This window comes from Grimontia sp. NTOU-MAR1 (assembly GCF_035758505.1).
In the GTDB taxonomy this organism is placed as follows: domain Bacteria; phylum Pseudomonadota; class Gammaproteobacteria; order Enterobacterales; family Vibrionaceae; genus Enterovibrio; species Enterovibrio marinus.
Map to the genome: position 1 here is coordinate 990,438 of NZ_CP142108.1, position 24,768 is coordinate 1,015,205.

Here is a 24,768-nt window from a genome sequence, read left to right on the forward strand (position 1 = left end):
CCTCACGACCTTGGGCACGTTTCTCCATTCGAGACTGATTAATCGCCCATCGCAGGGAAATCCAAATGGCGAAAGAAAACAACAATATTGTGATTTTTGGTGCTTCCGGTGATCTTGCTAAGCGCAAGCTGATCCCAGCCCTCTATCACCTTTATGCAAATGGCATGATGCCAGAGAACTTTACGATTCTTGGCGTTAGCCGCACCGACTACTCCGACGACGCTTTCCGCGACAAACTCGCCTCGTTTTTAAGAGAAAATGAGAAGGTGGATGAAGCCGTTCTCGCGCGTTTTAGCCAACACCTATACTACCTTCCTATCAATCCTGCTGAGTCCAGCGAATACAGCAAACTGGTTACCCGCCTGGACGAACTGAGCGATAAGCACCACACCGGCAACAACAATCTCTACTATCTAGCGACGCCGCCAAGCCTTTATGGTGTTATCCCCGAGTGTCTTGCAGACCACAACCTCCATGAACAAACCAACGGATGGAAGCGCCTTATTGTTGAGAAGCCGTTCGGCTATGACACAGCATCTGCAGAAGAGTTGGACAAGAAACTCCACCGTAATTTCAACGAAAAACAGCTGTACCACATCGACCATTATCTGGGTAAAGAGACGGTTCAGAACCTGTTGGTATTCCGCTTTTCAAACGGGATGTTTGAGCCTCTGTGGAACCGTAACTTCATTGATTACGTTGAAATCACGGGCGCTGAATTCCTCGGTGTAGAAGGTCGTGGCGGTTACTACGACGGTTCAGGCGCGGTGCGCGACATGCTGCAGAACCACCTGCTTCAGGTGCTGGGTATGGTTGCGATGGAACCACCCGCGGCTATCCGCTCTGACTCCATTCGTGATGAAGTCACCAAGGTAATGCAGAGCTTCCGTCCGCTGAGTGACGACGATCTGAAGAACAATCTGGTGTTGGGTCAGTACACTGGCTCCAACGTTCGTGGCGAAAAGCTGTTAGGCTATCGCGAAGAGCCGGGCGTGGCAGAAGATTCACGTACCGAAACTTACATCGGCTTGAAGATGTTTGTCGACACCTGGCGCTGGAATGGCGTGCCATTTTATGTACGCACAGGAAAGCGCTTACCAACACGTGTGACCGAAGTGGTTATCCACTTCAAGAAAACCCCTCACCCTGTGTTTGGCGCCAATGCCCCCGAGAACAAACTTATTATCCGCATTCAACCGGATGAAGGCATTCTGATGAGCTTCGGCCTGAAGAAACCAGGTGCTGGTTTTGAAGCCAAAGAAGTCTCAATGGAATTCCACTATCAGGATCTGAAAGAGGCACAACTGCTGACTGCCTACGAGCGCCTACTGTTGGATGCCGTAAAAGGTGACTCGACGCTTTTCGCGCGCTCTGATGCGGTAAAAGCGTGTTGGGAGTTTGTTGAACCCATTCTGCGCTACAAGGAAGATCCAGATGTACTGTTCGGCTATGCCGCAGGCACCTGGGGCCCAGAAAAAGCGGATACGCTGCTGAAACGCGATGGACGCGATTGGCGTTATCCATGTAAGAACCTAACCAATACAGAATATTGCGAGCTGTGAAATGAAGGAATTCCGCATTTTAGATAATGCAGACGCCGTGGTGCTAGAACTTGCGTCATCGATGAAAAACCTGAGTGAACAAGGACGTCCCGTTCATATATCACTCTCTGGTGGCAGCACACCGAAACTACTGTTCAAACTACTGGCACAGCCAGAGTGGGCAAAGAGCATTCAATGGCAAAACCTCCACTTCTGGTGGGGTGACGAGCGTTGTGTGGCACCGGATGATGCTGAAAGCAACTTTGGCGAAGCCAACGCTTTGCTATTTAGCCAAATCGATATCCCTGCTGAGAATATTCACCGCATTCGTGGTGAAGACGAAGCAGAGCAGGAGGCCAAGCGACTGGCTGACGAAATCAAAGCCCTCGTACCTGAGAAAAACGGCCTGCCAGCATTTGACTGGGTCCTACTTGGCATGGGCGACGACGGCCACACGGCTTCCCTCTTCCCGGGTCAGACAGATTATGACAAACCTGAAACAACCGTGGTTGCAGCGCATCCACAATCAGGTCAGTTGCGCGTATCAAAAAGTGCCTGCCTACTGAAAAATGCTCACCGTATCAGCTATCTGGTGCTGGGTGCAGAAAAAGCAGAAATGATTGAAGCGATTCACGGTGAAAACGCCGACGCAAACCTGCCTTATCCGGCAGCACATATTCAATCCACACATGGCACAACAGAATGGTTTTTAGATGCTGCTGCCGCAAAGGCATTGGCGTAAGGAGTTTATAGAAATGAAAGGCGATATCGGCGTAATTGGTCTGGCGGTAATGGGCCAGAACCTTATCCTGAATATGAACGACAACGGCTTCAAGGTGGTTGCTTACAACCGCACCACGTCGAAAGTTGACGAGTTCCTTGAAGGCGCAGCAAAAGGCACCAACATCATTGGTGCATACTCGCTGGAAGATTTGGTTGAGAAGCTGGAAAAACCGCGCAAAGTGATGCTGATGGTACGTGCGGGCGACGTTGTTGATCAGTTTATCGACGCCCTGACTCCGCTGCTGGATGAAGGCGACATCATCATCGATGGCGGTAACTCTAACTACCCTGACAGCACACGCCGCATGAAAGACCTGGAAGAAAAAGGTCTGGTATTCATCGGCGCTGGCGTTTCAGGTGGTGAAGAAGGTGCGCGTTTCGGACCTTCAATCATGCCAGGTGGTAACCCTGCGGGTTGGCCAGCAGTAAAACCTATCTTCCAAGCGATTTCTGCAAAAACCGACAGCGGCGAAGCTTGCTGTGACTGGGTTGGCCGTGAAGGTGCAGGCCACTTCGTGAAGATGGTTCACAACGGAATCGAATACGGCGACATGCAGCTGATCAGTGAAGCTTACCACTTCATGAAAGAAGGTCTGGGCATGAACCACGATGAAATGCAGGCGACCATGACTGCATGGAACAAGACCGAGCTGGACAGCTACCTGATGGAAATCAGTGCTGAAATCGTGGGCTACCGCGACGAAGACGGCGACATCGTGCTGGAGAAAATCCTTGATACCGCAGGCCAGAAAGGCACCGGTAAATGGACAGGCATCAATGCGCTGGACTTCGGTATTCCACTGACGCTGATCACTGAATCTGTCTTTGCGCGCGCACTGTCTGCACGTAAAGAAGAGCGTGAAGAAGCCGCTACTCTGTTCCAACACAAAATTGGTCCTGTAGAAGGCGACCGCCAAGTTTGGCTGGAAGCACTGCGTAAAGCACTGCTGGCAGCAAAAATCATCTCTTACGCGCAAGGCTTCATGCTGATCCGCGAAGCGTCTGAGCAATACAACTGGGACCTGAACTACGGTAACGTTGCCCTGCTGTGGCGTGGTGGCTGTATCATCCGCAGTGCGTTCCTTGGTAACATCCGCGATGCATACGAAGCAAACCCAGAGCTGAAATTCCTGGGCTCTGACGAGTACTTCAAGAACATCCTGGAAGATTGCATGGGCTCATGGCGTAAAGTCGTGGCGAAGACTTTCGAAATCGGCCTGCCATCACCAGGCCTATCTTCAGCACTGACCTTCCTTGATGGTTACACAACTGCACGCCTGCCAGCGAACATGCTGCAAGCACAGCGCGACTACTTCGGTGCGCACACTTATGAGCGTACTGACCGTCCACGTGGTGAATTCTTCCACACCAACTGGACTGGTAAAGGCGGCGACACGGTATCGACCACTTACAACAGCTAATCCCTGTTGCTGTAACAAAAAAAGGAGCCGAATGGCTCCTTTTTTGTTCCACATATCAAAAAGTAAAAGTTATTCACCTGCAGCTCGCCGATGCTCCAAATCGCAACAGAGCGTCGGGTACATCTTCGCTAAGTCTTTCTTGAGGTATTCTACAAATGCGCGGGCTGTGGGAGATAGGCTAACTGTTCTGCGGTGTACCAACATAACAAAACGATAAACGGTGACATCTTCGATAGAAAAAGAAAGCAGTCTCCCAGAAGACACTTCATCCTGAACCAGAAAGTGAGAGGCAATAGCAATACCGGCATTCAGTTCTACTGATTTTTTCACGGCCTCCATGCTACCCAGCGCCACCACTTGCTTAAAGTCCATGCTTTTGCCGCTGGTTGTCTCCAGGTTTTTGACCGTAGAGCTCTTTCGATTAGAAGTCAGCAGTGTCTGACCTTGAAGATCATCTAAAGAAATGGAATGTTTACCCACCCATTTGTCTCTCACCATAGGGTGCTGAGGTGACACAATGACCGCAAGACCATCTCTTAGAATAGGCTCAAACTTCAATTTCTTATCATCAACGCCAACATCAGCAGGCTGAGAGACAAACCCTAATTCACACTCTGATCCAAAGGAGATCTCACTGATCACATCCTTTGCATACTTTATCTGGGATTCCAGTTCAATGCCTGGGAACCTGAGATGAAAGCTGGATAAGACCTGAGGAAGGATATAGGTTCCGGGTGTATTGGAACTGCAGATTTTCAACTCACCAATAGAGAGTTGATCAATGTTTAACAACTCGTTCTTTGAGTCGCGAAGAGCAACTATTATGGCTTCACAATAGGGCAGTATTTGCTGTCCCGCCAAGGTCAGTTCAACGCCTCTACCATCCCGATGAAGTAGTTGGACTTTATAGTAATCCTCTAACTTCTTAATCCTTTGGGACATCGTCGCTTGAGTACAAAAACACTCTTCGGCCGCCTGAGTAAAACTTCCCAAACGAGCAATGTTAACAAACGCCTCAAAATTCTCGATTCTCACCGTAGATCCCTCTCGAAGATGAGAAACAGCATGACAGCCACAGTGTCACCGTCATGCTGCTTTTATTACGCGCCGAGTTTTCTAACAGCCTCCAAGTGATCCATCTGAATATGGAAAAAATCTATCGCTGTGAGATTGTTCAAAGCGCCATGAACAAGAAATTTCTCGCCGAAGTCTTCAACGGGCAAACTTCTCACATTCCCACCCGCAAAGAATGTAGGTACCGGATCCCCGGAGTGGTCACGCCGATCACACGGCGTTGAATGATCACTGGTATATCCAATGTAGCACTGTTCCAAATCTATCTGCTGAAGAATGTGGCCAACCATCATATCGAGGTTAATTGCTGTGGAGACCTTTGTCATAGGCTGACAGTCGTGACCAGCAAGATCAGGAGCCTTCACATGCAGTACAACCCAGTCGTATCCTTCTTTCAGTTTACTGACAGCCAGTTCAGCTTTGCCAATGTAGTCCGTATCATAGCCTGCTGTAAAACCTTTCTGATGGAATACATCCAGCCCTGCCATTCTGGCAATACCCAACACTGTTCTGTCACCCGCTATACAAGCACCACGGATGCCAAAAGACTCTGTCATTTTAGGGGCCTGAATTTCACGGCCAATACCTCTCAACAAAATCATATTAGCAGGTGGCAGTCCATCTAGGATACGCTGCTGATTCACCGGATGAAGACTCAAGACTGAGTACATTTTCTCTGTCAGCTCATTGATAATCTTGGCTGTTTCGAGCGCATCTTTATCTTCAACTAACGCAGCGCTTTGCTGAACCCGCTCACCTTCTTTCGCAGTACCAGGATCCGTGGTACTGATATGCTCTGAAAGATTTTGACCACGAATAACAACCGCCACTCTATGCGCACTTAAAGCACGGGCAATCACTCTGGCACCATTAGAAAGTACAATGCCGTCGATCGCTTCCGCCAGTTCATCAGTGTTTTGGTTAATGCGGCCAGCACGCCTATCAATCACGGTTAGTTCATCATCAACCGTCGCGAAATTGCCACGAAACGCAATATCGCTGGGAAGTAGGTCAATACCCGCTCCGTAAGCTTCTATCGGCCCTCTTCCCGTGTACACCTCATAAGGGTCATAGCCAAAAATAGCTAAGTGACCAACATCCGTCCCGACTGGAACACCGGGCTTTACTGGATAGACGTTGCCAAAAAGACCCTTGGATGCAAGCTCCTTTAAATTAGGCGTCGCCGCATATTCGAGCGGTGTCAGCTCATTTAATAATGATATCGGGTTATCTCCCATACCATCGGCGATGATTAGTAGTGCTTGCTTGCTCATTTTTGCCCCTCTGGCAGTGAAGATTCTGACTCATTGTTTTCTGAAAGCACATCTCTGCGTTTCCATAATAAAGCTCCCGAAAGCAGGATGACGACGCTCCAAAGTACCCATTTAATCATTGGAGATGGTCGATACAGTCTCACTTTGAGTTCAACTTCATCCCCTGCGGATACACCAGAGCGCTCAACGCTCACCTCTTTCCAGCCGTCATTTTCACCAATCTCAAAAGTCTTCTTTTTCTTTGACCATTTAGGTGTCACCACGCCATAAAGCTCTGTGCCTTTTGGCACTGAAAACTGGGTAGAAAATTTCTCAATCGTTGAAGGCGATGTATTTACAAAGGTGTACGAGACACGGGTAACCCCACCCGGATGGCTGTACTTAAGTTTCGCCTTCTTCTCTTTGTAAACCTTCCCTACGTCGAAAGTTTGTGTGAGCGCAACAGGGCGACCATCTGCTTCGAAGCGGTACAAAATGGCCTCTCTGCCATGAATCGCCTGCTCGATCGGCTTTTCAAGCAAGGTCCCGCCCAACACTTCGTAATTCGTCAAAGACCCCTTCTTATATGCGGGCAAGTAAACCCATCCTTCATTGTTGGGCATCGCAATGACATCAGCGGTTATCTTTGCATCAGCACCAGAGGGATAAATAACTTCATGATACTGCTCAATGCTTCCGAAGCTTTCAGCAAGCGCCATTGGAGATAAAGCCAACGTAGCGCCCACCAGACTTAAACGGGATAGATTCTTTAAACTCAGTTTCAATAAATGCTTTAACATGACAAACCCTCCTATGGTGTAATGCCGAGATACGCGAACCAGGTAAACGACGCTCCAAACATCAAGCACCATTTGGCCAACAAGGTTAAAACACCATAAGTAAGCTGGTTATTGACTGAGAAATAACCCGTACTGTAGTAAATCAGGTTTGCTTTGCTGTGTGGCGGAAGCGTAATGGTATCCGCGATGGTAAATGCTGCAGGTAAGGCCAGCATGAGTGGTGGGACACCCGCACTTTCCGCTAGTCCAATCAGCGTTGGGATTAGAATAATGGTTCGGACGGTTTTACTGGTAAAGACAAAGTGACTGAAGCTCGATATCGCTATTACAACCGCGTAGAGCATAGTGAAGCTCATATCTTTCACACCAAAGTGGCTGAAAATACTGCCCAATGCCCATGAAGCTACACCCGTTTCACTAAGAGAGACGCCCACAGCATAAGCACCAGCCGCAAACACCATCAAGTTCCATGGAATCTTCGCTTCTTTCCATGTCAATATGCCTACATAAGGCATGAAGAAAATTGACGCTGAGATAACAGCAACCATGACGAGACTAATCTGGAAACCGAACAAGTCCATATGCCATTTATCTGTCGCCCATAAGAAAATGGTAACGAAAAAGATAGAAGCGGCTTTCTTTTCATCAAGTGATACAGGGCCCAGTTCAAGATACTGTCTGTTAATTTCTTTTATTTCTTCCCCCCCTGCCTTAGCAGCGCCATTTGGTTTGAAGAGGAAAATACCGATAAAGAAAGAAGCGATAAGCGTTAGGATCGCGATAGGTGCAGAGGCAATAAACCATTCACCCCATGACACGGAAGAACCCGTCAGTTCTTTCATCAAGCCGATCGCAAGAATTTGAGGTGCTGTTGCTGTGACAATCGCAGAAGTTGAAATATTGTTAGCTTGTAAACCTTGAATAGATAGCAGTTTACCTAAGTTCTTATTTCCACTTTCTACATTGAAGGCTTTTGCAATGAGCAGCACAATCGGTAAAAGCATTGCTGCACGTGCAGTTGTAGAAGGAACGATAAACGCGATAGTGAAGTTTGCTGCCATTAATGAGAGCAGCATAGATTTCCAGGTTTTACCAAAACGCGTGATGATGGCTAGCGCTATCCGCTTTGCAAGTCCACTCTTCTCCATACCAGATGTAATGATGAACGCAGATATCATCAACCAAATGACACCGTACCCCATCGTACCCAGCGCATTCTTTTCTGCCCATCCGCCCAATATCGACAAAAGTGCTATAGATATCATAGAAACTGCGTAATTGGGCAGGGATTCAGTAACCCATAGGATGAGAGCGAATAAGAAAATACCCAGAGACATCTTACCTTCAAAACTAATGCCTTCCGGGGTTGGAATAGAATAAAAGATCGCTAGAACTACCATCGCTAAAGGTAGCCCAACGTAATACATTATTTTCTCCGTTTTACTTTTTGATTTTAGATCTCTCACAATGCTTACCACTAGCATTCTCCTTTGCTTAGAGTTTGTGAAACAGTCTTATAGGTATTATAAATCTTGACATTCACCAAGATGAAAAAAGAGACTACATTCCGCTAATTATCGAATCCAATTAAATTAGTAAATAACATGAATCACCTTATTGAATACCTGTAAGCCCACTCAGACAATAAAAAATAAAGCATTGATAATAAACAACTTAAATGTAAATCATCACAAAATACATAGATGTATCACAGTTGGAAACCGAGGATCTATAAACAGAGTTCAAAACAAGAAGACTAGCTATCTATACATTATGATTAATAATTCATATAACCTATGTCAGGCGTATTAAAAGACCTATTCAATAATAATTTAAATTGAGAGATAAAAAACAAATAAACACGCACCACTCAATCATACGAAAAGATATTCACGAATAGGAATGATTTATTTTTAATATAAAAAAGTGAGGAAAAGAAAGTCTTGGTTTACAGCCAATCTTGGCTGTACAAAATTTGCTGGCGAACGCATAAACGCTGGTGATTGATTTGACGCACACTTTCGTGTCATCGCTAACATCTCTCGCATCCAACGCCCGATGATCTCTCGTCTCTTAATTGGATATCTACACCCAAATGACAAACCAGTAATCATTAGGAGACTAAAATGCGAAACATCTTCCTCATATTCACTGTCAGCTTTAGCCTAGTAACCTTCTCTTCTTTCGCAAAATCCTCAGACGGTATCGAGTATCTCAACTCCGGCAAAGTGCTCCCGACCCACCTCCCATTTTCAGAGGCAGTTCGGGTCGATAACACCCTTTACCTTTCAGGACAGATTGGCATTTTGCCGGGAACATTAAAGTTGGCTCCGGGTGGCGTTCAAGCTGAGTCGAAGCAAACGATGGAAAACATCAAAATATCCCTCGAAGCTAATGGTTATAGCATGAGTGATCTCGTCAAATGCACCGTGATGCTGGCTGATATTTCAGAGTGGGCGACATTCAACGAGATCTACAAAACCTATTTTTCCGGAAAGTATCCGGCGAGAAGCGCGTTTGGTGCAAATGGACTGGCTTTGGGCGCCAAAGTTGAAGTGGAATGCATTGCTGCTGTTGACTGATTAACCTCAGCCACACAACCGTGAAAAAGGCCGAATTTTAATGGCCTTTTTTTGTTTAAATTCATACTGATATTATCATTTCGCTAATACCTACTCTACTCATCACCTTCGCTTTTTATAGGAGCAGACACCCCATTAATAGTTTCGCATCAATACCATATTGACCAAGGACGATCTTGCTGGTAACTTGGTTTCGCATCGAAACAATATAAATGGTACCACTAAAAAGGAGAAACAAAATGGCAAACCTAAACCCAGTAAACATCGCGAATGCAGACAGCAAACAAACCGAATTATTTGATCAAATTCAGAATGCATTCGGTGCTGTCCCTAACATGTTCAAAACGATTGGCCACTCCTCGTCGGCATTGGAAAGCATGTGGACCTCATTTGGTGCACTTGCCAAAGGAAACATAGGCGCTAAGCTCGGTGAGCAAATTGCAGTGCTGGTCGCTGACATCAATCGCTGCGAGTATTGCCTTTCCGCACACACCGTTTTGGGACAAAATGCAGGAGCAACCCTAGACCAAATGAATGCCGCTCAGCGTGGTATTGCAGAAGACGCTAAATCTCAGGCGGCACTGGACTTTGCCTCCAAACTGGTCAGATTCAATGGTCAAGTGAGAGAATCGGATGTGCAAGCAGTCCGTGCCGCTGGTTTCTCCGATTCAGATATTGCTGAAATTCTTGCTCATGTCGCTTTGAATATCTTCACAAACTACACCAACGTCGCTTTTGATGTAGAAGTCGATTTCCCAAAAGTTAGCCTGACCAAACGTTAATGAAATCAGGGGTGGGAGTTTTGCCTTTCACCACCCCTATACCTATCCAGATAAAGCTGAAAAGTGACTTCTCCTAATTGGCACAAACAATAAAGTCACAGCAATTGACTTTGTTCTGCCCCCTGCCCTCACCATCGTAATGATTTAATTAGCGATACCAAATCTTTTCACTTGCATACAGTTAAACGGCTTACGTCTCTGTTGCATTAGTTACCGCGTTCAAATCAGCCTGAGCGACTTCACAAGCTTGGTAAAACGCTTTTGTTGCCAATGCGTGACCTTTAGAACCATCACCAAAAGCATTCTTTAGTGCATAAAAAGTTTTTCTGATTTGTACAGATATACAAACCCTCATAACTTGCCGATTCATACAACAAGAAGCCAGGAGGCACCATGAGCTCATCATTTATCAACGGTATTAACCTTCCCGCGTTAGACGAATACACTCAGAAAACGATCAAAAGCGCCCCCCAAGCTATCTCCCATTACGCCATAGAAGCGAATTGGGTATATGGCACCAACACCAAAATCACTACGTTAAACCAGAAAGTCGGAGACATCGACATCCAGAAAAACTTCACGTTTGAAATTGATGAACCTGAAGCCTTGCTGGGCGAAAACCGCTTCCCAACACCTCAGGACTACCTGCTAGGTGGCTTAGCTGGTTGCATGATGGCAAGCTTTGTCATTACTGCCGCACAAAAGGGCATCGAGATTAAAAGCGTGAAGTTGACCATTGCCGGTGACTTGAATCTGCACGGATTCCTAGAAGTCGATCCATCAGCAAAAGTGGGATTTGATGAAATTGAGTACCACTTTGAAGTAAAGGGAAACGGTACGCAATCGGACTATGACGACATCATCCAAACGGTTCGGGAACGCTCTCCGAATTATCACACCATTCAGGATGCGGTTACGTTGAAGGCCGTTTCTTCGGTACATACACATAACGAAAGCTAAACCCATATAGCAACGAGAACCCAAAGATGAATAAGTTCAGAAAGATAGCTCTCATCTGTTATATCGTTCCCGCGTTGACACTGCTCATTATTGGCATCATCTACACATTTAAAGGTGAATTTATGCCTTATCACTCAGTAGCCGTTCAACTCAATTGGGAAGAAGTACCCGGAACATTTCAGATACTAATTACCGCATTGATGAGGGCATTTGGCGGCGTCAGTATTGCGCTTTCCTTCGCCATACTTCTGATGCTTTTTTTCCCGTTCCGTTCACAAGAACCTTGGGCTGACTGGGCTATCCCGACCACCTTGATTGTTGCAAACATGGGCTCGTTCTATGCCATGAGCCATGTAATTTTGAACACCGAAGCCCAACCTCCGGTTGGTGCGGCATTAGTCAGCCTTATTTTTACCCTATTGGGACTGCTATTTAACATTAAGAAGAAACGCTAACGGATTGACACTGGGTGCGAAAATAGAGGTCGAATGCATCACAGCGGTTCAGTGATTGATTCTGAGCCATATACAATGAGAAAGGCTGCCAATCGGCAGCCTTTCTATTAAACTCATTTCTAATGTATCCAACCTACTCACCCGAACGGCTAATAGCCTCTTTGCCGTTATAGACCAATCGCGTCGACCAAGGGATAGGGTTTCTCAGCGCAAAATGCGCCATGCAGCCGTTTTCAGCTTCATCCAGCAGATCTTTAATTCTCTCTTCCGGTTCAGGGCTGTCAATAATCACGTGCGTTTCGACAATGTCGCACCCGCCGTCAGTCATGTAACCGTGCTCACGCATATGACCGAGGTTGGTTCTGAACACAATGCGCTGTTCAAGCTTCAACGAATCTACCTGGATTTTTCGGGCAGTGAGGATATCCGTCAAGTGCGTCATCAAACAAAAGCCGATGCCCGCTGAAAAGAACGCTAACGGTGGTGGCGCCGTGTCATTACCAACAGGCGGCTGTTCATCGCAATAGAGCTTTACCGGACTGAAACCCGGAATATTGACGGAAACCACCCCCGTTTTTTTTTGCATGTCTCCGGCCTTCGCGCTTAGGTTCACTTCAAAGCGATACGGTTCCGGGTGTCGGGCTTTCGAGAAGGTAGATTGTTGGTATTGGGTGGTTGCCGGCTGTTCACTGCTCAGTTCGCCAACATGAAAGAACTTTTCGTTCGACATTGTACTCTCCTTATACGCACTAGAGCCTGATTAAATCTTACCCAAGAACAGGTGGAGAATGCCGTCAAAGTCCCCTTTGAGATGAGATTTTTCGGTGCTATCATTCAATTTATAATACTTTATTGAAGGAAATCGTCATGTTGACTAGTCAGGACAAAAAAATACTCTCACAACTTCAAGAGAACGGACGCATGACGATTGTCGAGCTCGCCAAAGCCACTGACATGTCAGAATCAACCTGTCTACGACGCACAAAAAGCCTTGAAGATTCCGGTGTGATAAAAGGCTATGGCGCAATGCTTGATGCCGAAGAAGCAGGATTTGGTGTGACGGCTTTTGTTCAGGTCAGCATCGATCAGAAAAGCGAAGCGGCATTTGATTTGTTTAAGTCAGCAGTGAAAGATCACCCGCTCATCCTGGAGTGCTATTCCCTTTCCGGCTCTTATGACCATCTGATGAAAGTGGTCGCCAGAACCAATAAAGAACTCTCACACTTTGTATTGAAGACATTGAGAAGCTTTCCTGAAGTGAGAGAGGCGCAAACCCTGTTTGTGTTGGATGAAGTGAAACACACAATGGCGTTACCCATTAATCTGGCAGAGCCGGTTAAGAAGGGTTGATTCTCTCTTAAATTTTCCACGATTAGTGTAACGAAAAAACGACCCTACTGAGAGCCGTTTTTGTTAGTAAAGTGAATTCTACTATTTCACATGCTTACGCCAAGTATCTTAGCGTAACCAGCCGACAAAATTACTATTACTCTTCACCTGATAAAGCAGCGGCTAACTCTGGATCATCGAAAAATGCATCAAGCAATATTTTCACCGCTTCCTGGTAACCGATATGTGCATTGGGAATAGCAATGTTGCCCATGAAAGAAGACTCCCATTCGTGATGAATTTTATGAGTCTTTTCATAGATGGTCTTTTCACTACGGACAACATTGAAGTCTGCAGCTAAATCAGCCGTACCGATACTTGTACCAGAAGCATCGACATTGTTTTCTGTTAGCACAGCATTAATAACAGTATTGCTATTTTCATCCCATAAAGAGGCCAGTTTGAGTTCTTCTTCCAACCCTTTCTTAAGGTATTCAGCATATGAGTTGCTATAAGGAGAAGACATACGCCCTCCTCTTAGTGTCACATTGTTAACAGACACTTCTTCCATGGAGAAGTCGCCAGATTTCATATCCGCGAATTCAACATCCTTCAACTCATTCCCGACAAGAAGACCTGCTTGATAGGGAGGAGCCATCGTCGAACAGCCAGAAACCATCGCTACAAGAAACAGCAATGCAATACACTTCTTAATATTCATGAATAACTCCTTTTACTTCCTAAACTCTGGCGCAGCTGCGATTTCTTGCAACATTTTCTTATAAGCGTCTTCAGTCGCCCGTCGAGCGGACAGGGAAAAGTCATGCTTAAACTCATCAAATTCCGCTTTACCCTCAGATGTAACGGTTTTGCTCCAAACATTTGCGCCAGAACTATCAACCGCAGAACAAGTCAACTCATAGGTAAAGTCGGTTGGGGGCCAAGTGAAAGCACTATCCGAAGAGGAGTCCGTTTTTAGTTGAGTACTGAAGACATAACTAATGTTTTTATCAGCAATAAACGCTCTGTTATCGCCGTCTTCAAGCGAATATACTTTCGAGAATACTCGTGCCAACATTGCATGTAAGGCAACTTCAGTATCTGCGTACGGCTTGTAGGTAACATCATCACCACCGCCACCCGGTGTAGTCACTGACTTTACGCGATCTTCACTTGAGATATGGTATGCAACGGTCTTATCGATTTTATTCTGAACATTTACAGATGTAATGTTTTCTATTGGTGGGGAAATCTGTATCGCATGTGAACATCCACCAAGGATTGAAACAAGAGCAATACTTCCAGCTAATTTCATAAATCCATTCATATTACAACTCCTAAAAAGCCACATATAAGTTTGAGGCACAGACTTTCTTTATCATGACTCAGCTTTACTACTAACGTTGTGTAGCTATATATCAAATATCGATTGAGTTAAAGATCCATATTTAATAGCTAATATATAATTTGCCTCCACCATAACGTACGACGGTAGATAACCCGTTAACTTTACAGCATCACTTTTGGAATCAGTATACTAAAATACCGATAAACATATGAATATCTTACAGTTGCGACGCGCGGCACGTTCGAATAGATTAAGCACCAGTTGATAGTCTCGTATGCTACACAACCTCAGAAAATAGGCATTTTTAAAGTTGAGATTTGTCACATAACCAATGATATTTACAAACAACCAGCTAGCTTATTCCGACTCGTTTCATAATAAATCAATAAATTATCAATATTTAACTAGCCAACATTTAGATACAATAAAGTACACTTAGCTTTATTTATGATTTTCACCAGAGCTCATAAGAAACACTACTTCGTTATGTATTTTAGAGGTTAAAATTCACCCCAGTCTTCATTGTTAATCTTTTCGGAATCACCTTTATTTTCCCTAATAACGTTTCTGTTGGCTGAAACTAGTCTTCAACATCACCACCTTTATCTTCTACGGCAAACACCTCAAGTATTGCAACAACAGCTGCAGCCTGATGAACCATATTCGCACTCAAGGTTGAAACTTCTTCAGCCAGTGCGGCGTTTTGTTGCGTAATGTCATCAATATCTTCTGAAAAAGAAGAGCGCTTGATACAAAAAGCTCTTGAGAAAGCGAGGGCCAAACTTGCTGCTAGCTGCTGAATATCGTGAAAGTTTGGCAGTTGAAAAATAAATGCAGAATGACACTATTGCTTAATAGATCTCAAACCGCCCTAATGCCGATCAGTTAAGCAATAAATGATCGGTTGAACGATCCTTATAGGCTGTCAAAATCCGAGTGTTTCTCTGCACTCGGATTTCTTTATGTTCTTAAGGCAAGCGCTCGACCGAATACACCAATTCTCTGCTGACCAACTCAATGGGCTATCAGATCTCCTTTGCCCAACACTGATTAATCAATGTCTTGAAGACACGGGCGTCGCCACGATTCGTAAGCGTCGACTCCCCATGGAACTGATGGTGTGGAGCGTGGTGGGAATGTCTCTTTATCGGCATCTATCGATGAGCAAGGTGGTCTCTCAGCTCGATATATTACTTCCGGGTAAGAAGCCTTTTGTTGCGCCGAGCGCGGTGATTCATGCCCGTAAGAAACTAGGACATGAACCCGTAGAAGCGGTGTTCAACCAAACTCAGCAATTGTGGCATGAGAAAACCCCGCATCCCGATTGGTACGGGCTCACTTTGCATGCCGTCGATGGCGTGGTTTGGCGAACACCTGATACGACTGACAATGATAAGGCGTTTAGTCGAACAGGTAATAAAACAACGACGTCAGACTATCCTCAAGTTCGCATGGTCTGCCACATGGAATTGACGAGCCATCTGCTCAACAGTGCCGCCTTTGACTCCGTCTCGGTCAGTGAGATTGACCTCACTGCTCAGCTTATCGACAAAGCCCAAGACAATAGCCTTACCCTGTTTGACAAAGGCTTCTATGCATTGGGACTTCTCCATCGTTGGCAAAGCCAAGGAGAGGAAAGACACTGGCTAATTCCCCTGCGTAAAGGGGCGCAATATAAGACGTTAAGAAAACTGGGACGCGGTCAGGAGCTGGTTGAACTCTCCCTGACTGCCCAAGCGAAAAAGAAGTGGGTAGATGCGCCGGATACACTGGAAGCCAGACTCATTACCACCAAGATAAAAGGGAAAGAAGTCAAACTGCTGACTTCCATGACCGATCCTAAGCGTTATATAGGTGCAGATATCGCAGAGCTCTACAGTCATCGCTGGGAAGTCGAATTAGGCTACCGAGAGATGAAACAGTACATGCTTCAAAATAGCCTGACGCTAAGAAGTAAAACGCCGGCGTTAGTGAAACAGGAGCTTTGGGGAATGCTGCTCGCCTATAACCTGTTGCGTTTTATGATGTGCCAGATGGCGTATTCCTTGAATACGGTGATGCCATACCAAATAGGCTTTAAGCAGGCATCGATATTTTTGGTGAGTCAGTTGCAAATGCTTCCGGCTGTCGCGCCGGGCAGATACCCAGAAGTACTCAGATATATCCTCGATATGGCAGAGAGCTTTTTGCTTCCAGAGAGGCGGGAGAGGACATATCCCAGAGCAGTAAAGAAAAGGCCCAGTCGCTATGCGACTAGGCCTTCTAGAAAGCGTCATTCAGCTTAATTCACATGCATTACTCAAACCGCCCGCCTTTTCAGGCGGGCGTTTATCATCTCCTCCAACAACCTTTGCTCTTTTCTCGCTTTCTCATAGCTCTGCTTTTTCTTCCAATGCTCTAGTGCCTTTTCCAAGCCCTGAACACGGGCGTGTCGATATTCCAGCTCGTGTTTTACCGCAGCACATTCTGCTTCCAGTACGGCTTGTTCCTGTTGGCAATGGTTGAACATTTTTTGCAGCATTTGGTCGACGCGGGTGAGGTTCATGAGCGCGGCGCTGTTGAAGGTCGGGGCGCTGTTTGTCGATGAGTTTGCGTGCTGTTTGAGGTCGGTAAGTTGGCCTAGCTTGGTTTCAATGTGGGCATGGCGCTGGCGCATGGTTTCCAACTTTTGCCCCGTCCGATCGCGGTGTTTTTCTTCAACTTGTTGGAGTTTGCCGCAGGCTTTGATTTTAGCGTCCATCACTCACCTTCTGTTGAGCATTGTTAGCGTCTTTTGACCCTAGGATTGAAAAAGCTGAGCCAGTGCCGTCAGGCTGTCGGTGTAATCGGATTTCTCGCTGACATCCTGCAGCAGGTAGGCTTTGAGGTGCGGATACATCGCCACTGAGCGGTCGAGTTCCGGATCTTGTCCCGGTTGATAGCCGCCAAGTGGCAGGAGTTCTTTAACCTGAAGGTAATTGGAATAAAGTGTGCGGAACTGGTTAGCCACAGTGACATGAGAAGGCTGGGTGCAGCCAGACATGCAACGACTGATGGAAGCGTTGATATCAATTGCCGGATAATGGCCTTGCTCCGCAAGCTGGCGCGACAGGACTACGTGTCCATCGAGGATCGCGCGAGCGGAATCGACTACTGGGTCTTGCTGATCATCCCCTTCGGCCAACACGGTATAAATTGCCGTTAGGCTACCGTATTGATTTTCGCTGTTTCCCGCCCGCTCTAAAAGCTGTGGCAGCAAGCTGAAAACGGAAGACGGATAGCCGCGGGATGCCGGTGGCTCACCCAGAGAAAGGGCAATTTCCCGCTGCGCCATGGCATAGCGGGTAAGCGAATCCATCAATAGCAACACGTCTTTGCCCTGGTCGCGGAAATACTCTGCAGCGCGGTGGCAAAGCAGTGTGGCGCGAAGTCGCATCAGTGGCGATTCATCTGCGGGGGCGGCAATAATAATCGCTTTCTGGCGCGCTTCCGGCGTCAGGTTACGTTCGATAAATTCGCGTACTTCGCGACCACGTTCACCAATCAAACCTACCACAATCACATCGGCTTCGGTGTTTTGGGTGATCATGCCCATCAGCACACTCTTACCCACGCCACTGCCCGCCATCAAGCCAATACGCTGCCCCTTACCAACTGTAAGCAATCCATTGATGGCACGAACGCCGACATTCAACGGTGTGTCTACCGGGCGGCGCTTTAGCGGGTTAATGGGTTTAGGTTCGAGGGAAACACGCTCGCCACCTTTAAGGGGCGTGCCGTCATCAATCGCTTCACCTTGTCCATTCACCACACGCCCCAACCAATGGGCGCTGATTTGCACTGTGCTGTCGCCATCCAGCGGCACCACTTTCGCACCTGCGAACAATCCACCTAAGCGGCGCAATGGCATCAGGTACGCCACATTGTGGTCAAACCCCACTACCTGCGCTTCAATCATGTCGCCTTCGGCGGTTTCCACCAAACAGCGTTGTTCCAGTTTGAAGCGGCAGCCCACAGCCTGAAGCATTAACCCGTTCACTTTCACTAATCGTCCGGTGACTCGGGCAATGGGAATAGAATCGAGCGAAGCCAGTGCATCGCTCAGTCGTTCAGACAGCAGATCGTGCGCCAGCGAGTTACTCATTCACCGCCTCGGATTGTTCTTCGCGCGGTTCTTGAAGAGGTTGAGTGTTAAAAGATTGTGACACCGTCACCTCATCAAGCAAGTGTTGCTTGACGTTGTCCATGCAGGTTTGCAGTCGCGAATCGCAACTGGCATCCGCTTCCGCTTCTTCTGTCACTAAATGGCAGCCTCCCACAGGCAGTTCTAAATTCGAAACCAGCTTCCAGGCGTTTGGCAAATCCGCATTGATCTGGCTGATACGCTCCAGATCCTGCGGGTTCAGATGCACCGTGACTTTCTCTGATTTGCCCGGAAGGGCCTCGAGGGTTTCATCTACCAGCGTCAGGATTTGCTGTGGCATCAGCGTCAGCTCAGCACGGATAACCTGCTGCGCAACCTTCTGCACCAGTTCGCAAATCATATGGCGTTGCTGCTGCTCGCGTTCTGCCTGCCAACGGGACAGCGCCTGAAAGAGTTCATTCACGGGTTTAGCGGCATCCAGAAACGCCTGTCGACCTGATTGCTCACCGGACACAAAGCCTTTCTGGAAGCCTTCTTTCTGCCCTTCCAGCAAACCTTGTTGTTTGCCCTGATCTGCCCCCTGACGGAAACCCTCCTGATGGCCCTGCTCCAGTCCTTGCTGGAAACCCGCTTCCAATTTCTGCTGCATGTCGGCTTGAAGGCCAAGGTTGCCGTCTAACTCCAAGCCAAATGGCTCATCCGTCGGCGCAACCGGCTTTGCCAGTGGTGGAAAGCGGTGTACACGATAGCCAGAGGGTGGGACTTTCATAAACTTTCCGGTCATGGCTTACTCCACCGTCGCTTCTTCGTAAAGAACCAGTTCAATGTCGCCCGCCTCACTCAGCGCGCGCACCATCTGCATGATTTCAGCACGTGCAGATTCCACACGGCTTAGCGGCACAGCGCCACGAAGTTCCATGTCATCTTCCAGTGCTTTTGCCATACGCTGGGGCATGGAACGCTTGATGGATTGCTGAAGCATGATTTCAGCGCCTTTGAGCGCCACAGACCAAAGCTCTGTCGGGATTTGCTGCACCAGTTTGTCGAGGGTGTCTTCGCGCTGACGGCTGAGCACCATAAAGTCGAACATGTTCTCCTCGATTTCTGTCGCGACGTTTTCATCATGAAGGCGCAGCATTTCCATCAGGGTGGCACGATCACCTTCGAAGCGGTTGATGATGTCCGCGACCTGTTTCACACCGGAAAGCGGCGCGCTCTGCACCACGGAAACCTGCGCGATGCAGCGTTCAATCAAGTCATTCAGATCATTCATTACCTGATGATCGATGTCCTGCAAACGGGCGATACGGTAAAGCAGTTCGTCGTGGTAATCCGATGGCAGATGTTTCAGTACCGCGGATGAACTTTCGGCGGGAAGATACGCGAGGAAAATCGCCTGCATCTGCGGGTGTTCACAGGCAATAAAGCGCGCTAAAACATCTGACTCCACCCATTGCAGGCGCTGCATGTTGTTTCGGATTTCATCGCCATACAAGTTGTTGAGAAGTCCTTTTGCCAAATCGTTACCCAGCGCTTTGCGCAGCGTATTCGAGAGGTATTCTTTCGACGCCCCCCGAATGCCGGAATGCAATCGGAAATCTTCAAAGAAATGTTGGATCACGCCCCGGGCACTATCACTTTGAATGCCGCTGAGCTGCGCCATGGAGCGGGTGACGCGTTGTGTTTCCTCGCGGCTGAAATGCTGCAGCACCTTGGCGGCAGCATCTTCACCCATTCCGAGCAGCACCAGCGCCGTCTGCTCGATATGATTAAGCGTTTGATTCGGCTTTGACTGTGCTGTGTTCATTCACGTTCACCCATTGTTTAAGAATTTCTGCCACGCGCGCCGGTTCTTCGTTGGCGATGAGCTGCAGGTGTTTCAATTGGATTTCGAGCGGTGATCCCGGCGGTGGCAGCATGTCATTGCCTACATCCAGGCCGGAACTGACTGCGATGCCTTTCTCAGAGAGTCGGCGGTTCAGCGCTTCTTCACGCTCGCGCTCTTCGCGGGTTTGCAGGTTGTCGTAAGTCATCTCTTCCTGCGGCTCTGCAAATTCCAGCTCTTTATTGCGGCGATCTGCGCCAGTCAGATGCATGATAAGCGGACGCAGCACGAAGAAGATCATCGCCATCCCCAACATGCCGCCGATCACGTAACGAAGCGGTTGCTGCACAGCGGCGTCCTGCCACCAAGGAATAGCTGGCGGCGCATCGATTTCAATCGGCGTGAAGTTAAAGCTCATCAGGCTTAGGCTGTCACCGCGCGCCTGCGCAATACCAACTGCATCCATGACCATGGTGGAAATTTGTGTTTTCTCTTCCGGTGTCCATGCCGTGCCGTTGGGTGCCGCCGCCTCGTTCAGCAGCACCGATACATTCAGCTTGTTGATCTGACCTTGCTGATACTGGGTTCGGCGCACACTGCTTCCCACCGCAAACTGACGGTTCACTTCTGAACTGGTGTTGGTGTTTGAACTGTCTTTTGTCGGCTTCTCGCCCGTTACTGGCGGCTGATTGCTCAATGCACCCGGAACGCCTAAAGCGATTTGATCAACAGAGTTGTTGTGAATGGTGTGCTCGTTACGAACCACAGGGTTGTTATCAAGGATCTCCTGCGTTTCTTCGACTTGACTGAAGTTCATGTCAGCCGCCACCTGCACACGGAAGTTCGCTGGCCCGACAATGGGCGTCAGCATGTCTGCCGCACGCTGGATAACCTGTTTCTCAACCTGCTTTTGGTATTCCAGATATTTGGCATTCACCTTACCCGCTTCTGCAGAGGCGACATCGGCACTCAGCAGGCGTCCATACTGGTCAATCACAGAGACAAATTCCGGCTTCATGCCTGTCACACTGCCGACAATCAGATTGATGATGGCTTCAACCTGATCCGGTTTGAGATCTTCACCCGGCTTGAGTTCCAGCATTACCGAAGCCGAAGGGTTTTCGCTGTTCTGGCGAACAAAAAGCGTTTGACGTGGAATGGCGAGGTGAACGCGCGCGTTGGAAACAGCATTAAGGGAAATGATGGTGCGCACTAACTCCCCTTCCAAGCCATGGCGGTATCTCGCCGTTTCCATAAACTGGCTGGTACCGAGCGAGCTGTCTTCTTTCAGGGTATCCAGCCCCGTCGGCAATTTGGCTTTCACGCCTTTCGCCGCAAGCAACATGCGGATACGCGCCACTTCACCTTCCGGCACCAAGACCTGTCCGTTTTGTTCCTGCAGTCGGTAGCTGATGCCTTCAGTTTCCAGCACAGAAACAATCTCACCGGTATCAAAGCGTTCCTGTTGGCTGTAAAGCGGACGGAAGGTTTGTGAAGAGCTCCAGAGCGCAACGACGATAATCGCTGCGACGATAGCGGCCATCACCGCCGAAAGCACCAAATTGCGCTGACTGGACGACCACAGCGCTTTCGCTTTGGCGGTCAGCGCATCCATGTTATTCGACGATGCATCAGCCGGGTTCACGGTCGCTGCACCTGTCACTTGGGTAGAGAGTTGAGACATGAGTTACACCGGCATCTTCATGATGTCATCAAAGGAAGTGACCACCTTGTTGCGTACCTGCATCAAGGCATTAAAAGAAAGGCTCGCTTTCTGACTGGCAACCATAGCACCAACCAAATCATCACTCTGACCAAGCTCAACTGCCGTCGTTTTCTGGCTGGCGAGCGATTGGTGCTGGTTCACCGAATCCAACACATTGGTGACCGCTTGCGAGAATGACAGCGGTTGGTTAGTGCCCTGCTCTATCGCTTTCACATCCATCGGATTAGCGCTGACCACAAAATCCGGCTGCGCCTGCACACGCATCGCGTCCATTTTGGTGAGCATGAGTTGCTCGGCAGACATGGCGTTGTTTATTGATTGATTAGACATGGTTCACCTCCATTAAGCCGCTGAGCCAAGGGCCGACTGTAAATCAATGCCCTGTTCACGCATTGCCTGCAGTTTGTAGCGCAGCGCTCGGGTGGTCACACCCAGCGCATCTGCGGTTTTCGTGCGGTTGCCGCCGAACTGGCGGAGCTTGTCGAGAATGAACTGAAACTCTGCATGGCGCTTGGCTTCCACATGGTTGAAGCGCTCAGCTGGCATAACAGCCAACGGGGTGTTTTCCAGTTCAATCGGCAGCATCAAATCCTGCGCGGTGATGTAGTCGCCGTGACGCATGACCAACGCACGCTGAATCACGTTTTCCAATTCACGGATATTGCCCGGCCAGTTGTATTGGCTGAGCGCAGAAATCGCATCGTCAGACAGTCGACAATTATTGCTGTCCTGATACTTTTCGATAAAGAAATGACTGATAGGAAGAATGTCTTCACGGCGTTCGCGAAGCGGTGGCCAATGAAGCGGAAGAACATCCAGACGGTAAAAAAGATCTTCACGAAATTGGCCTTTCTGCACTTCTTCACGAAGGTCTTTATTGGTGGCAGCGATGACACGGATATCCAACTGAATGGCTTTATGGCTGCCAACGCGCTCGACTTCCCGCTCTTGCAGAACGCGCAGTAACTTGGCTTGCACCGCCGGGGACATTTCGCCGATTTCATCCAGCAAGATGGTGCCGCCATTGGCTTCTTCGAACTTACCGCTTTGGGATTGCAGCGCGCCTGTAAACGCCCCTTTCACGTGTCCAAACAACACAGCCTCAAGCATAGACTCAGGAATGGCAGCACAGTTCACAGCCACAAAAGGACCATCACAACGTGGGGAATGCTCATGAACATAACGCGCCAGCACTTCTTTGCCCGTGCCGGATTCGCCGGTGATCAACACGCTGGCACTGGTGCAGGCCGCACGATGCGCAAGTTGCAGCACCTGCTTGCTTCGCCAGGATTCAGCAACAATGTTCGCCAGCGGTTTGCCCAGCGCTTCAACGCGACGAAGCAAATTTAAAAGCTGTTTAGCTTCGAATGGGCGAAGCAGGTAATCCGTCGCACCTGCTTTCATGGTTTCCGCAGCCAGAATGCCTTCATCCTGATTGACGATGGCAATCGCGATGCCACCATTTCGCTGCTTCTGGTGGCAAGCCACCCATTCGCGGATGCCCATGTCAGGCAAATTTGAACTCACCAGCGTGATCGTGGCTGGTTCGCCGAGCAGTGCACTTCTTCCTGTGCGGGCGTGTCGAACCCGATAGCCCGCATCTTTCAATACATCGATGACCGGGAACGCAAGCGACTCGCTTGGCTCGACCAGCAAAATTTCCGTTTTCTTCATCATTGAACCTTTGCCGCTGTCTTATTGGTGATTTCTCGTTGTTTGTTATCTGAAGGCACAACCTGCTCTGAACCGCGTACTAGTCTGACGGTAACGCGGCGGTTCAGCGCCTGCCCTTCTTTGGTGTCATTACTCGCGATGGGATAACGCTCACCATGAGCGCGTACTTCAATCATGTCGCGCGTAACACCAAAGGTTTCCAATGTCTCTGCGACTTTCTCTGCACGAGCGCGTGAGGTATTCAAATTGGCAATCGCACTGCCAACGCTGTCGGTGTGCCCATCAATCAAAATGGTGGCAATGCGGTCGTCCAGCTTGAGATAGCTGACCATGGCATTGAGTTTGTCTTTCTGGCTGGGGGTGAGAGATGACTGACCAAACGCAAAAGGCAGAGACAAGGTTCTGGCTTCTTTGAACGTCATCCCCGGCAGTTTGGCGCGACAGCGGTTAAATGCTGTCAGGCTTTGTTGGATGCGAATCGTTGGCAGCAGGTAGGAAGCGGAAGTGTTTTTTCCGGCAAGCGCAATGTGCACCCATTGGCTAGTCTGCGCTGCATCCAGCATTTCAATCACATCTTGTGTGAAAATCAGGGGCGAATCCGGCGTGACCCTGATGTCAGACACCTCAATGCTGATAGGCGCAGACCAGGCCGGAGCGTGTTGTGACAGCGTCGCGGTTTCAAAATGATTAATATTTTCTTTAAGTGATGCGGAAAAATGTAATTTATTTCCCGGAAGTGCGCGGAAGTAAAATTTCCCCTCTGGAATTTCCGAATGAATTAATTGGCATTCAAAGTCACCGTGTTTAAATTCCCAGGAAGATAAATCCATTGGAACCACGATCTCACTTTTTGCCAGCGCGTCATTTGAATTTAATAAAAGAAAAATCAGAAAAACGCAGATCTGTATATTTTTTAGACAGACGCAAATATATCTATTCATTCTCTCAAACATAGATAACCTTAAGCCAATATTTATTTCACCCAACTTGGAATAATTGTCACACTGATTACCTTATTGGCGATAAGCGTCAGAAAAACCACACGCCTTGCGTCAATATAATGGCAGTAAGCTATTAAGAATCCAGTACTAT

Annotated in this window: 25 protein-coding genes; 9 read left to right on the forward strand and 16 right to left on the reverse strand. The window is 48.1% G+C overall.

Annotated features, from left to right (window positions below; genetic code table 11):
• The first annotated feature begins 65 nt into the window (after window positions 1-65).
• From zwf to gnd, 3 genes are read left to right on the forward strand one after another with little or no spacing between them, the layout of a single operon-like run.
• Entirely contained in the window at window positions 66-1,562 is a 1,497-nt protein-coding gene (gene zwf / locus VP504_RS04450; RefSeq protein ID WP_325893133.1) for a glucose-6-phosphate dehydrogenase, read from the forward strand.
• Between the two features lies 1 nt (window position 1,563).
• Complete coding sequence (pgl, locus tag VP504_RS04455) at window positions 1,564-2,283, forward strand: 6-phosphogluconolactonase (protein ID WP_325893135.1); 720 nt, start codon at window positions 1,564-1,566, stop codon at window positions 2,281-2,283.
• A 13-nt stretch (window positions 2,284-2,296) separates the two neighbouring features.
• Window positions 2,297-3,745 (forward strand): decarboxylating NADP(+)-dependent phosphogluconate dehydrogenase, encoded by a 1,449-nt coding sequence (gene gnd, locus VP504_RS04460; RefSeq protein ID WP_325893136.1) that lies wholly within the window; start codon window positions 2,297-2,299, stop codon window positions 3,743-3,745.
• A 69-nt stretch (window positions 3,746-3,814) separates the two neighbouring features.
• On the opposite strand, the gene VP504_RS04465 is transcribed toward gnd, so the two are convergent.
• The 4 genes from VP504_RS04465 to VP504_RS04480 all read right to left on the reverse strand — a co-directional run bounded on the left by VP504_RS04465 (window position 3,815) and on the right by VP504_RS04480 (window position 8,299).
• Complete coding sequence (locus VP504_RS04465) at window positions 3,815-4,780, reverse strand: LysR family transcriptional regulator (RefSeq protein ID WP_325893137.1); 966 nt, start codon at window positions 4,778-4,780, stop codon at window positions 3,815-3,817.
• 65 nt (window positions 4,781-4,845) lie between these two features.
• Window positions 4,846-6,093: a 2,3-bisphosphoglycerate-independent phosphoglycerate mutase gene (gene apgM / locus VP504_RS04470; RefSeq protein ID WP_325893138.1), complete on the reverse strand. Its 1,248-nt coding sequence runs from the start codon at window positions 6,091-6,093 to the stop codon at window positions 4,846-4,848.
• Window positions 6,090-6,872, reverse strand: coding sequence for a hypothetical protein (locus tag VP504_RS04475; protein WP_325893139.1), 783 nt, complete (start codon window positions 6,870-6,872; stop codon window positions 6,090-6,092). Before VP504_RS04475 ends, apgM begins: the two co-directional genes overlap by 4 nt.
• Window positions 6,873-6,883: 11 nt before the next feature.
• Entirely contained in the window at window positions 6,884-8,299 is a 1,416-nt protein-coding gene (locus tag VP504_RS04480; protein ID WP_325893140.1) for an SLC13 family permease, read from the reverse strand.
• Between the two features lie 699 nt (window positions 8,300-8,998).
• Between VP504_RS04480 and VP504_RS04485 the strand changes: the two genes are divergently transcribed.
• The 4 genes from VP504_RS04485 (at window position 8,999) to VP504_RS04500 (ending at window position 11,651) form a co-directional block, all read left to right on the forward strand.
• A complete protein-coding gene (locus VP504_RS04485; RefSeq protein WP_325893142.1) occupies window positions 8,999-9,454 on the forward strand; it encodes a RidA family protein in 456 nt (151 codons plus the stop codon).
• A gap of 239 nt (window positions 9,455-9,693) precedes the next feature.
• Window positions 9,694-10,236 carry a carboxymuconolactone decarboxylase family protein gene (locus VP504_RS04490; RefSeq protein ID WP_325893143.1) on the forward strand — a complete coding sequence of 181 codons (543 nt, stop codon included), beginning with the start codon at window positions 9,694-9,696 and terminating at the stop codon, window positions 10,234-10,236.
• 393 nt (window positions 10,237-10,629) lie between these two features.
• The gene (locus VP504_RS04495) at window positions 10,630-11,196 is read left to right on the forward strand and encodes an OsmC family protein (RefSeq protein ID WP_325893144.1); all 567 of its coding nucleotides are present in this window, start codon (window positions 10,630-10,632) and stop codon (window positions 11,194-11,196) included.
• Between the two features lie 26 nt (window positions 11,197-11,222).
• Complete coding sequence (locus tag VP504_RS04500) at window positions 11,223-11,651, forward strand: hypothetical protein (protein ID WP_325893145.1); 429 nt, start codon at window positions 11,223-11,225, stop codon at window positions 11,649-11,651.
• A gap of 133 nt (window positions 11,652-11,784) precedes the next feature.
• On the opposite strand, the gene VP504_RS04505 is transcribed toward VP504_RS04500, so the two are convergent.
• On the reverse strand, window positions 11,785-12,381 hold the full coding sequence (locus VP504_RS04505; RefSeq protein WP_325893146.1) for an OsmC family protein: 597 nt from the start codon (window positions 12,379-12,381) through the stop codon (window positions 11,785-11,787).
• Window positions 12,382-12,518: 137 nt separating this feature from the next.
• On the opposite strand from VP504_RS04505, the gene VP504_RS04510 reads away from it, so the two are divergent.
• A complete protein-coding gene (locus VP504_RS04510; protein ID WP_325893147.1) occupies window positions 12,519-13,001 on the forward strand; it encodes an Lrp/AsnC family transcriptional regulator in 483 nt (160 codons plus the stop codon).
• 136 nt (window positions 13,002-13,137) lie between these two features.
• Here the strand turns inward: VP504_RS04510 and VP504_RS04515 are convergent, their stop codons facing one another.
• The 3 genes from VP504_RS04515 to VP504_RS04525 all read right to left on the reverse strand — a co-directional run bounded on the left by VP504_RS04515 (window position 13,138) and on the right by VP504_RS04525 (window position 15,109).
• Window positions 13,138-13,701, reverse strand: a complete 564-nt coding sequence (locus VP504_RS04515; RefSeq protein ID WP_325893148.1) for a hypothetical protein — start codon at window positions 13,699-13,701, stop codon at window positions 13,138-13,140.
• Between the two features lie 12 nt (window positions 13,702-13,713).
• Window positions 13,714-14,307, reverse strand: a complete 594-nt coding sequence (locus VP504_RS04520) for a hypothetical protein (RefSeq protein ID WP_325893149.1) — start codon at window positions 14,305-14,307, stop codon at window positions 13,714-13,716.
• A 601-nt stretch (window positions 14,308-14,908) separates the two neighbouring features.
• A complete protein-coding gene (locus tag VP504_RS04525) occupies window positions 14,909-15,109 on the reverse strand; it encodes a hypothetical protein (RefSeq protein ID WP_325893150.1) in 201 nt (66 codons plus the stop codon).
• Window positions 15,110-15,290: 181 nt separating this feature from the next.
• On the opposite strand from VP504_RS04525, the gene VP504_RS04530 reads away from it, so the two are divergent.
• Entirely contained in the window at window positions 15,291-16,613 is a 1,323-nt protein-coding gene (locus tag VP504_RS04530) for an IS4 family transposase (RefSeq protein ID WP_325893151.1), read from the forward strand.
• Between the two features lie 14 nt (window positions 16,614-16,627).
• On the opposite strand, the gene fliJ is transcribed toward VP504_RS04530, so the two are convergent.
• From fliJ to VP504_RS04570, 8 genes are read right to left on the reverse strand one after another with little or no spacing between them, the layout of a single operon-like run.
• Window positions 16,628-17,068 carry a flagellar export protein FliJ gene (gene fliJ, locus VP504_RS04535; protein ID WP_325893153.1) on the reverse strand — a complete coding sequence of 147 codons (441 nt, stop codon included), beginning with the start codon at window positions 17,066-17,068 and terminating at the stop codon, window positions 16,628-16,630.
• A 39-nt stretch (window positions 17,069-17,107) separates the two neighbouring features.
• Window positions 17,108-18,451, reverse strand: a complete 1,344-nt coding sequence (gene fliI / locus VP504_RS04540) for a flagellar protein export ATPase FliI (RefSeq protein WP_325893154.1) — start codon at window positions 18,449-18,451, stop codon at window positions 17,108-17,110.
• Window positions 18,444-19,220, reverse strand: coding sequence for a flagellar assembly protein FliH (gene fliH / locus VP504_RS04545; RefSeq protein WP_325893981.1), 777 nt, complete (start codon window positions 19,218-19,220; stop codon window positions 18,444-18,446). The genes fliI and fliH overlap by 8 nt, the downstream gene beginning before the upstream one ends.
• Before the next feature lie 18 nt (window positions 19,221-19,238).
• Window positions 19,239-20,258, reverse strand: a complete 1,020-nt coding sequence (locus VP504_RS04550) for a flagellar motor switch protein FliG (RefSeq protein WP_325893156.1) — start codon at window positions 20,256-20,258, stop codon at window positions 19,239-19,241.
• Window positions 20,221-21,960: a flagellar basal-body MS-ring/collar protein FliF gene (fliF, locus tag VP504_RS04555; protein ID WP_325893157.1), complete on the reverse strand. Its 1,740-nt coding sequence runs from the start codon at window positions 21,958-21,960 to the stop codon at window positions 20,221-20,223. The genes VP504_RS04550 and fliF overlap by 38 nt, the downstream gene beginning before the upstream one ends.
• Before the next feature lie 3 nt (window positions 21,961-21,963).
• Window positions 21,964-22,332, reverse strand: a complete 369-nt coding sequence (gene fliE, locus VP504_RS04560; protein WP_325893159.1) for a flagellar hook-basal body complex protein FliE — start codon at window positions 22,330-22,332, stop codon at window positions 21,964-21,966.
• A gap of 12 nt (window positions 22,333-22,344) precedes the next feature.
• The gene (locus tag VP504_RS04565; RefSeq protein ID WP_325893982.1) at window positions 22,345-23,676 is read right to left on the reverse strand and encodes a sigma-54 dependent transcriptional regulator; all 1,332 of its coding nucleotides are present in this window, start codon (window positions 23,674-23,676) and stop codon (window positions 22,345-22,347) included.
• The gene (locus VP504_RS04570) at window positions 23,676-24,506 is read right to left on the reverse strand and encodes a MotY family protein (RefSeq protein WP_325893161.1); all 831 of its coding nucleotides are present in this window, start codon (window positions 24,504-24,506) and stop codon (window positions 23,676-23,678) included. Before VP504_RS04570 ends, VP504_RS04565 begins: the two co-directional genes overlap by 1 nt.
• Window positions 24,507-24,768 lie beyond the last annotated feature (262 nt).

Excerpts from the sequence above, each read along its gene's own strand:
- VP504_RS04490 (WP_325893143.1), top strand. The coding sequence starts at position 9,694 with ATGGCAAACCTAAACCCAGTAAACATCGCGAATGCAGACAGCAAACAA.
- VP504_RS04475 (WP_325893139.1), bottom strand. The coding sequence starts at position 6,872 with ATGTTAAAGCATTTATTGAAACTGAGTTTAAAGAATCTATCCCGTTTA.
- VP504_RS04565 (WP_325893982.1), bottom strand. The coding sequence starts at position 23,676 with ATGAAGAAAACGGAAATTTTGCTGGTCGAGCCAAGCGAGTCGCTTGCG.
- VP504_RS04510 (WP_325893147.1), top strand. The coding sequence starts at position 12,519 with ATGTTGACTAGTCAGGACAAAAAAATACTCTCACAACTTCAAGAGAAC.
- zwf (WP_325893133.1), top strand. The coding sequence starts at position 66 with ATGGCGAAAGAAAACAACAATATTGTGATTTTTGGTGCTTCCGGTGAT.
- gnd (WP_325893136.1), top strand. The coding sequence starts at position 2,297 with ATGAAAGGCGATATCGGCGTAATTGGTCTGGCGGTAATGGGCCAGAAC.
- VP504_RS04530 (WP_325893151.1), top strand. The coding sequence starts at position 15,291 with ATGTTCTTAAGGCAAGCGCTCGACCGAATACACCAATTCTCTGCTGAC.
- fliE (WP_325893159.1), bottom strand. The coding sequence starts at position 22,332 with ATGTCTAATCAATCAATAAACAACGCCATGTCTGCCGAGCAACTCATG.
- VP504_RS04480 (WP_325893140.1), bottom strand. The coding sequence starts at position 8,299 with ATGTATTACGTTGGGCTACCTTTAGCGATGGTAGTTCTAGCGATCTTT.
- VP504_RS04485 (WP_325893142.1), top strand. The coding sequence starts at position 8,999 with ATGCGAAACATCTTCCTCATATTCACTGTCAGCTTTAGCCTAGTAACC.
- VP504_RS04520 (WP_325893149.1), bottom strand. The coding sequence starts at position 14,307 with ATGAATGGATTTATGAAATTAGCTGGAAGTATTGCTCTTGTTTCAATC.
- VP504_RS04570 (WP_325893161.1), bottom strand. The coding sequence starts at position 24,506 with ATGGATTTATCTTCCTGGGAATTTAAACACGGTGACTTTGAATGCCAA.
- fliH (WP_325893981.1), bottom strand. The coding sequence starts at position 19,220 with ATGAAAGTCCCACCCTCTGGCTATCGTGTACACCGCTTTCCACCACTG.
- VP504_RS04500 (WP_325893145.1), top strand. The coding sequence starts at position 11,223 with ATGAATAAGTTCAGAAAGATAGCTCTCATCTGTTATATCGTTCCCGCG.
- apgM (WP_325893138.1), bottom strand. The coding sequence starts at position 6,093 with ATGAGCAAGCAAGCACTACTAATCATCGCCGATGGTATGGGAGATAAC.
- fliI (WP_325893154.1), bottom strand. The coding sequence starts at position 18,451 with ATGAGTAACTCGCTGGCGCACGATCTGCTGTCTGAACGACTGAGCGAT.
- pgl (WP_325893135.1), top strand. The coding sequence starts at position 1,564 with ATGAAGGAATTCCGCATTTTAGATAATGCAGACGCCGTGGTGCTAGAA.
- VP504_RS04550 (WP_325893156.1), bottom strand. The coding sequence starts at position 20,258 with ATGAACACAGCACAGTCAAAGCCGAATCAAACGCTTAATCATATCGAG.
- fliJ (WP_325893153.1), bottom strand. The coding sequence starts at position 17,068 with ATGGACGCTAAAATCAAAGCCTGCGGCAAACTCCAACAAGTTGAAGAA.
- VP504_RS04505 (WP_325893146.1), bottom strand. The coding sequence starts at position 12,381 with ATGTCGAACGAAAAGTTCTTTCATGTTGGCGAACTGAGCAGTGAACAG.
- VP504_RS04495 (WP_325893144.1), top strand. The coding sequence starts at position 10,630 with ATGAGCTCATCATTTATCAACGGTATTAACCTTCCCGCGTTAGACGAA.
- fliF (WP_325893157.1), bottom strand. The coding sequence starts at position 21,960 with ATGTCTCAACTCTCTACCCAAGTGACAGGTGCAGCGACCGTGAACCCG.
- VP504_RS04515 (WP_325893148.1), bottom strand. The coding sequence starts at position 13,701 with ATGAATATTAAGAAGTGTATTGCATTGCTGTTTCTTGTAGCGATGGTT.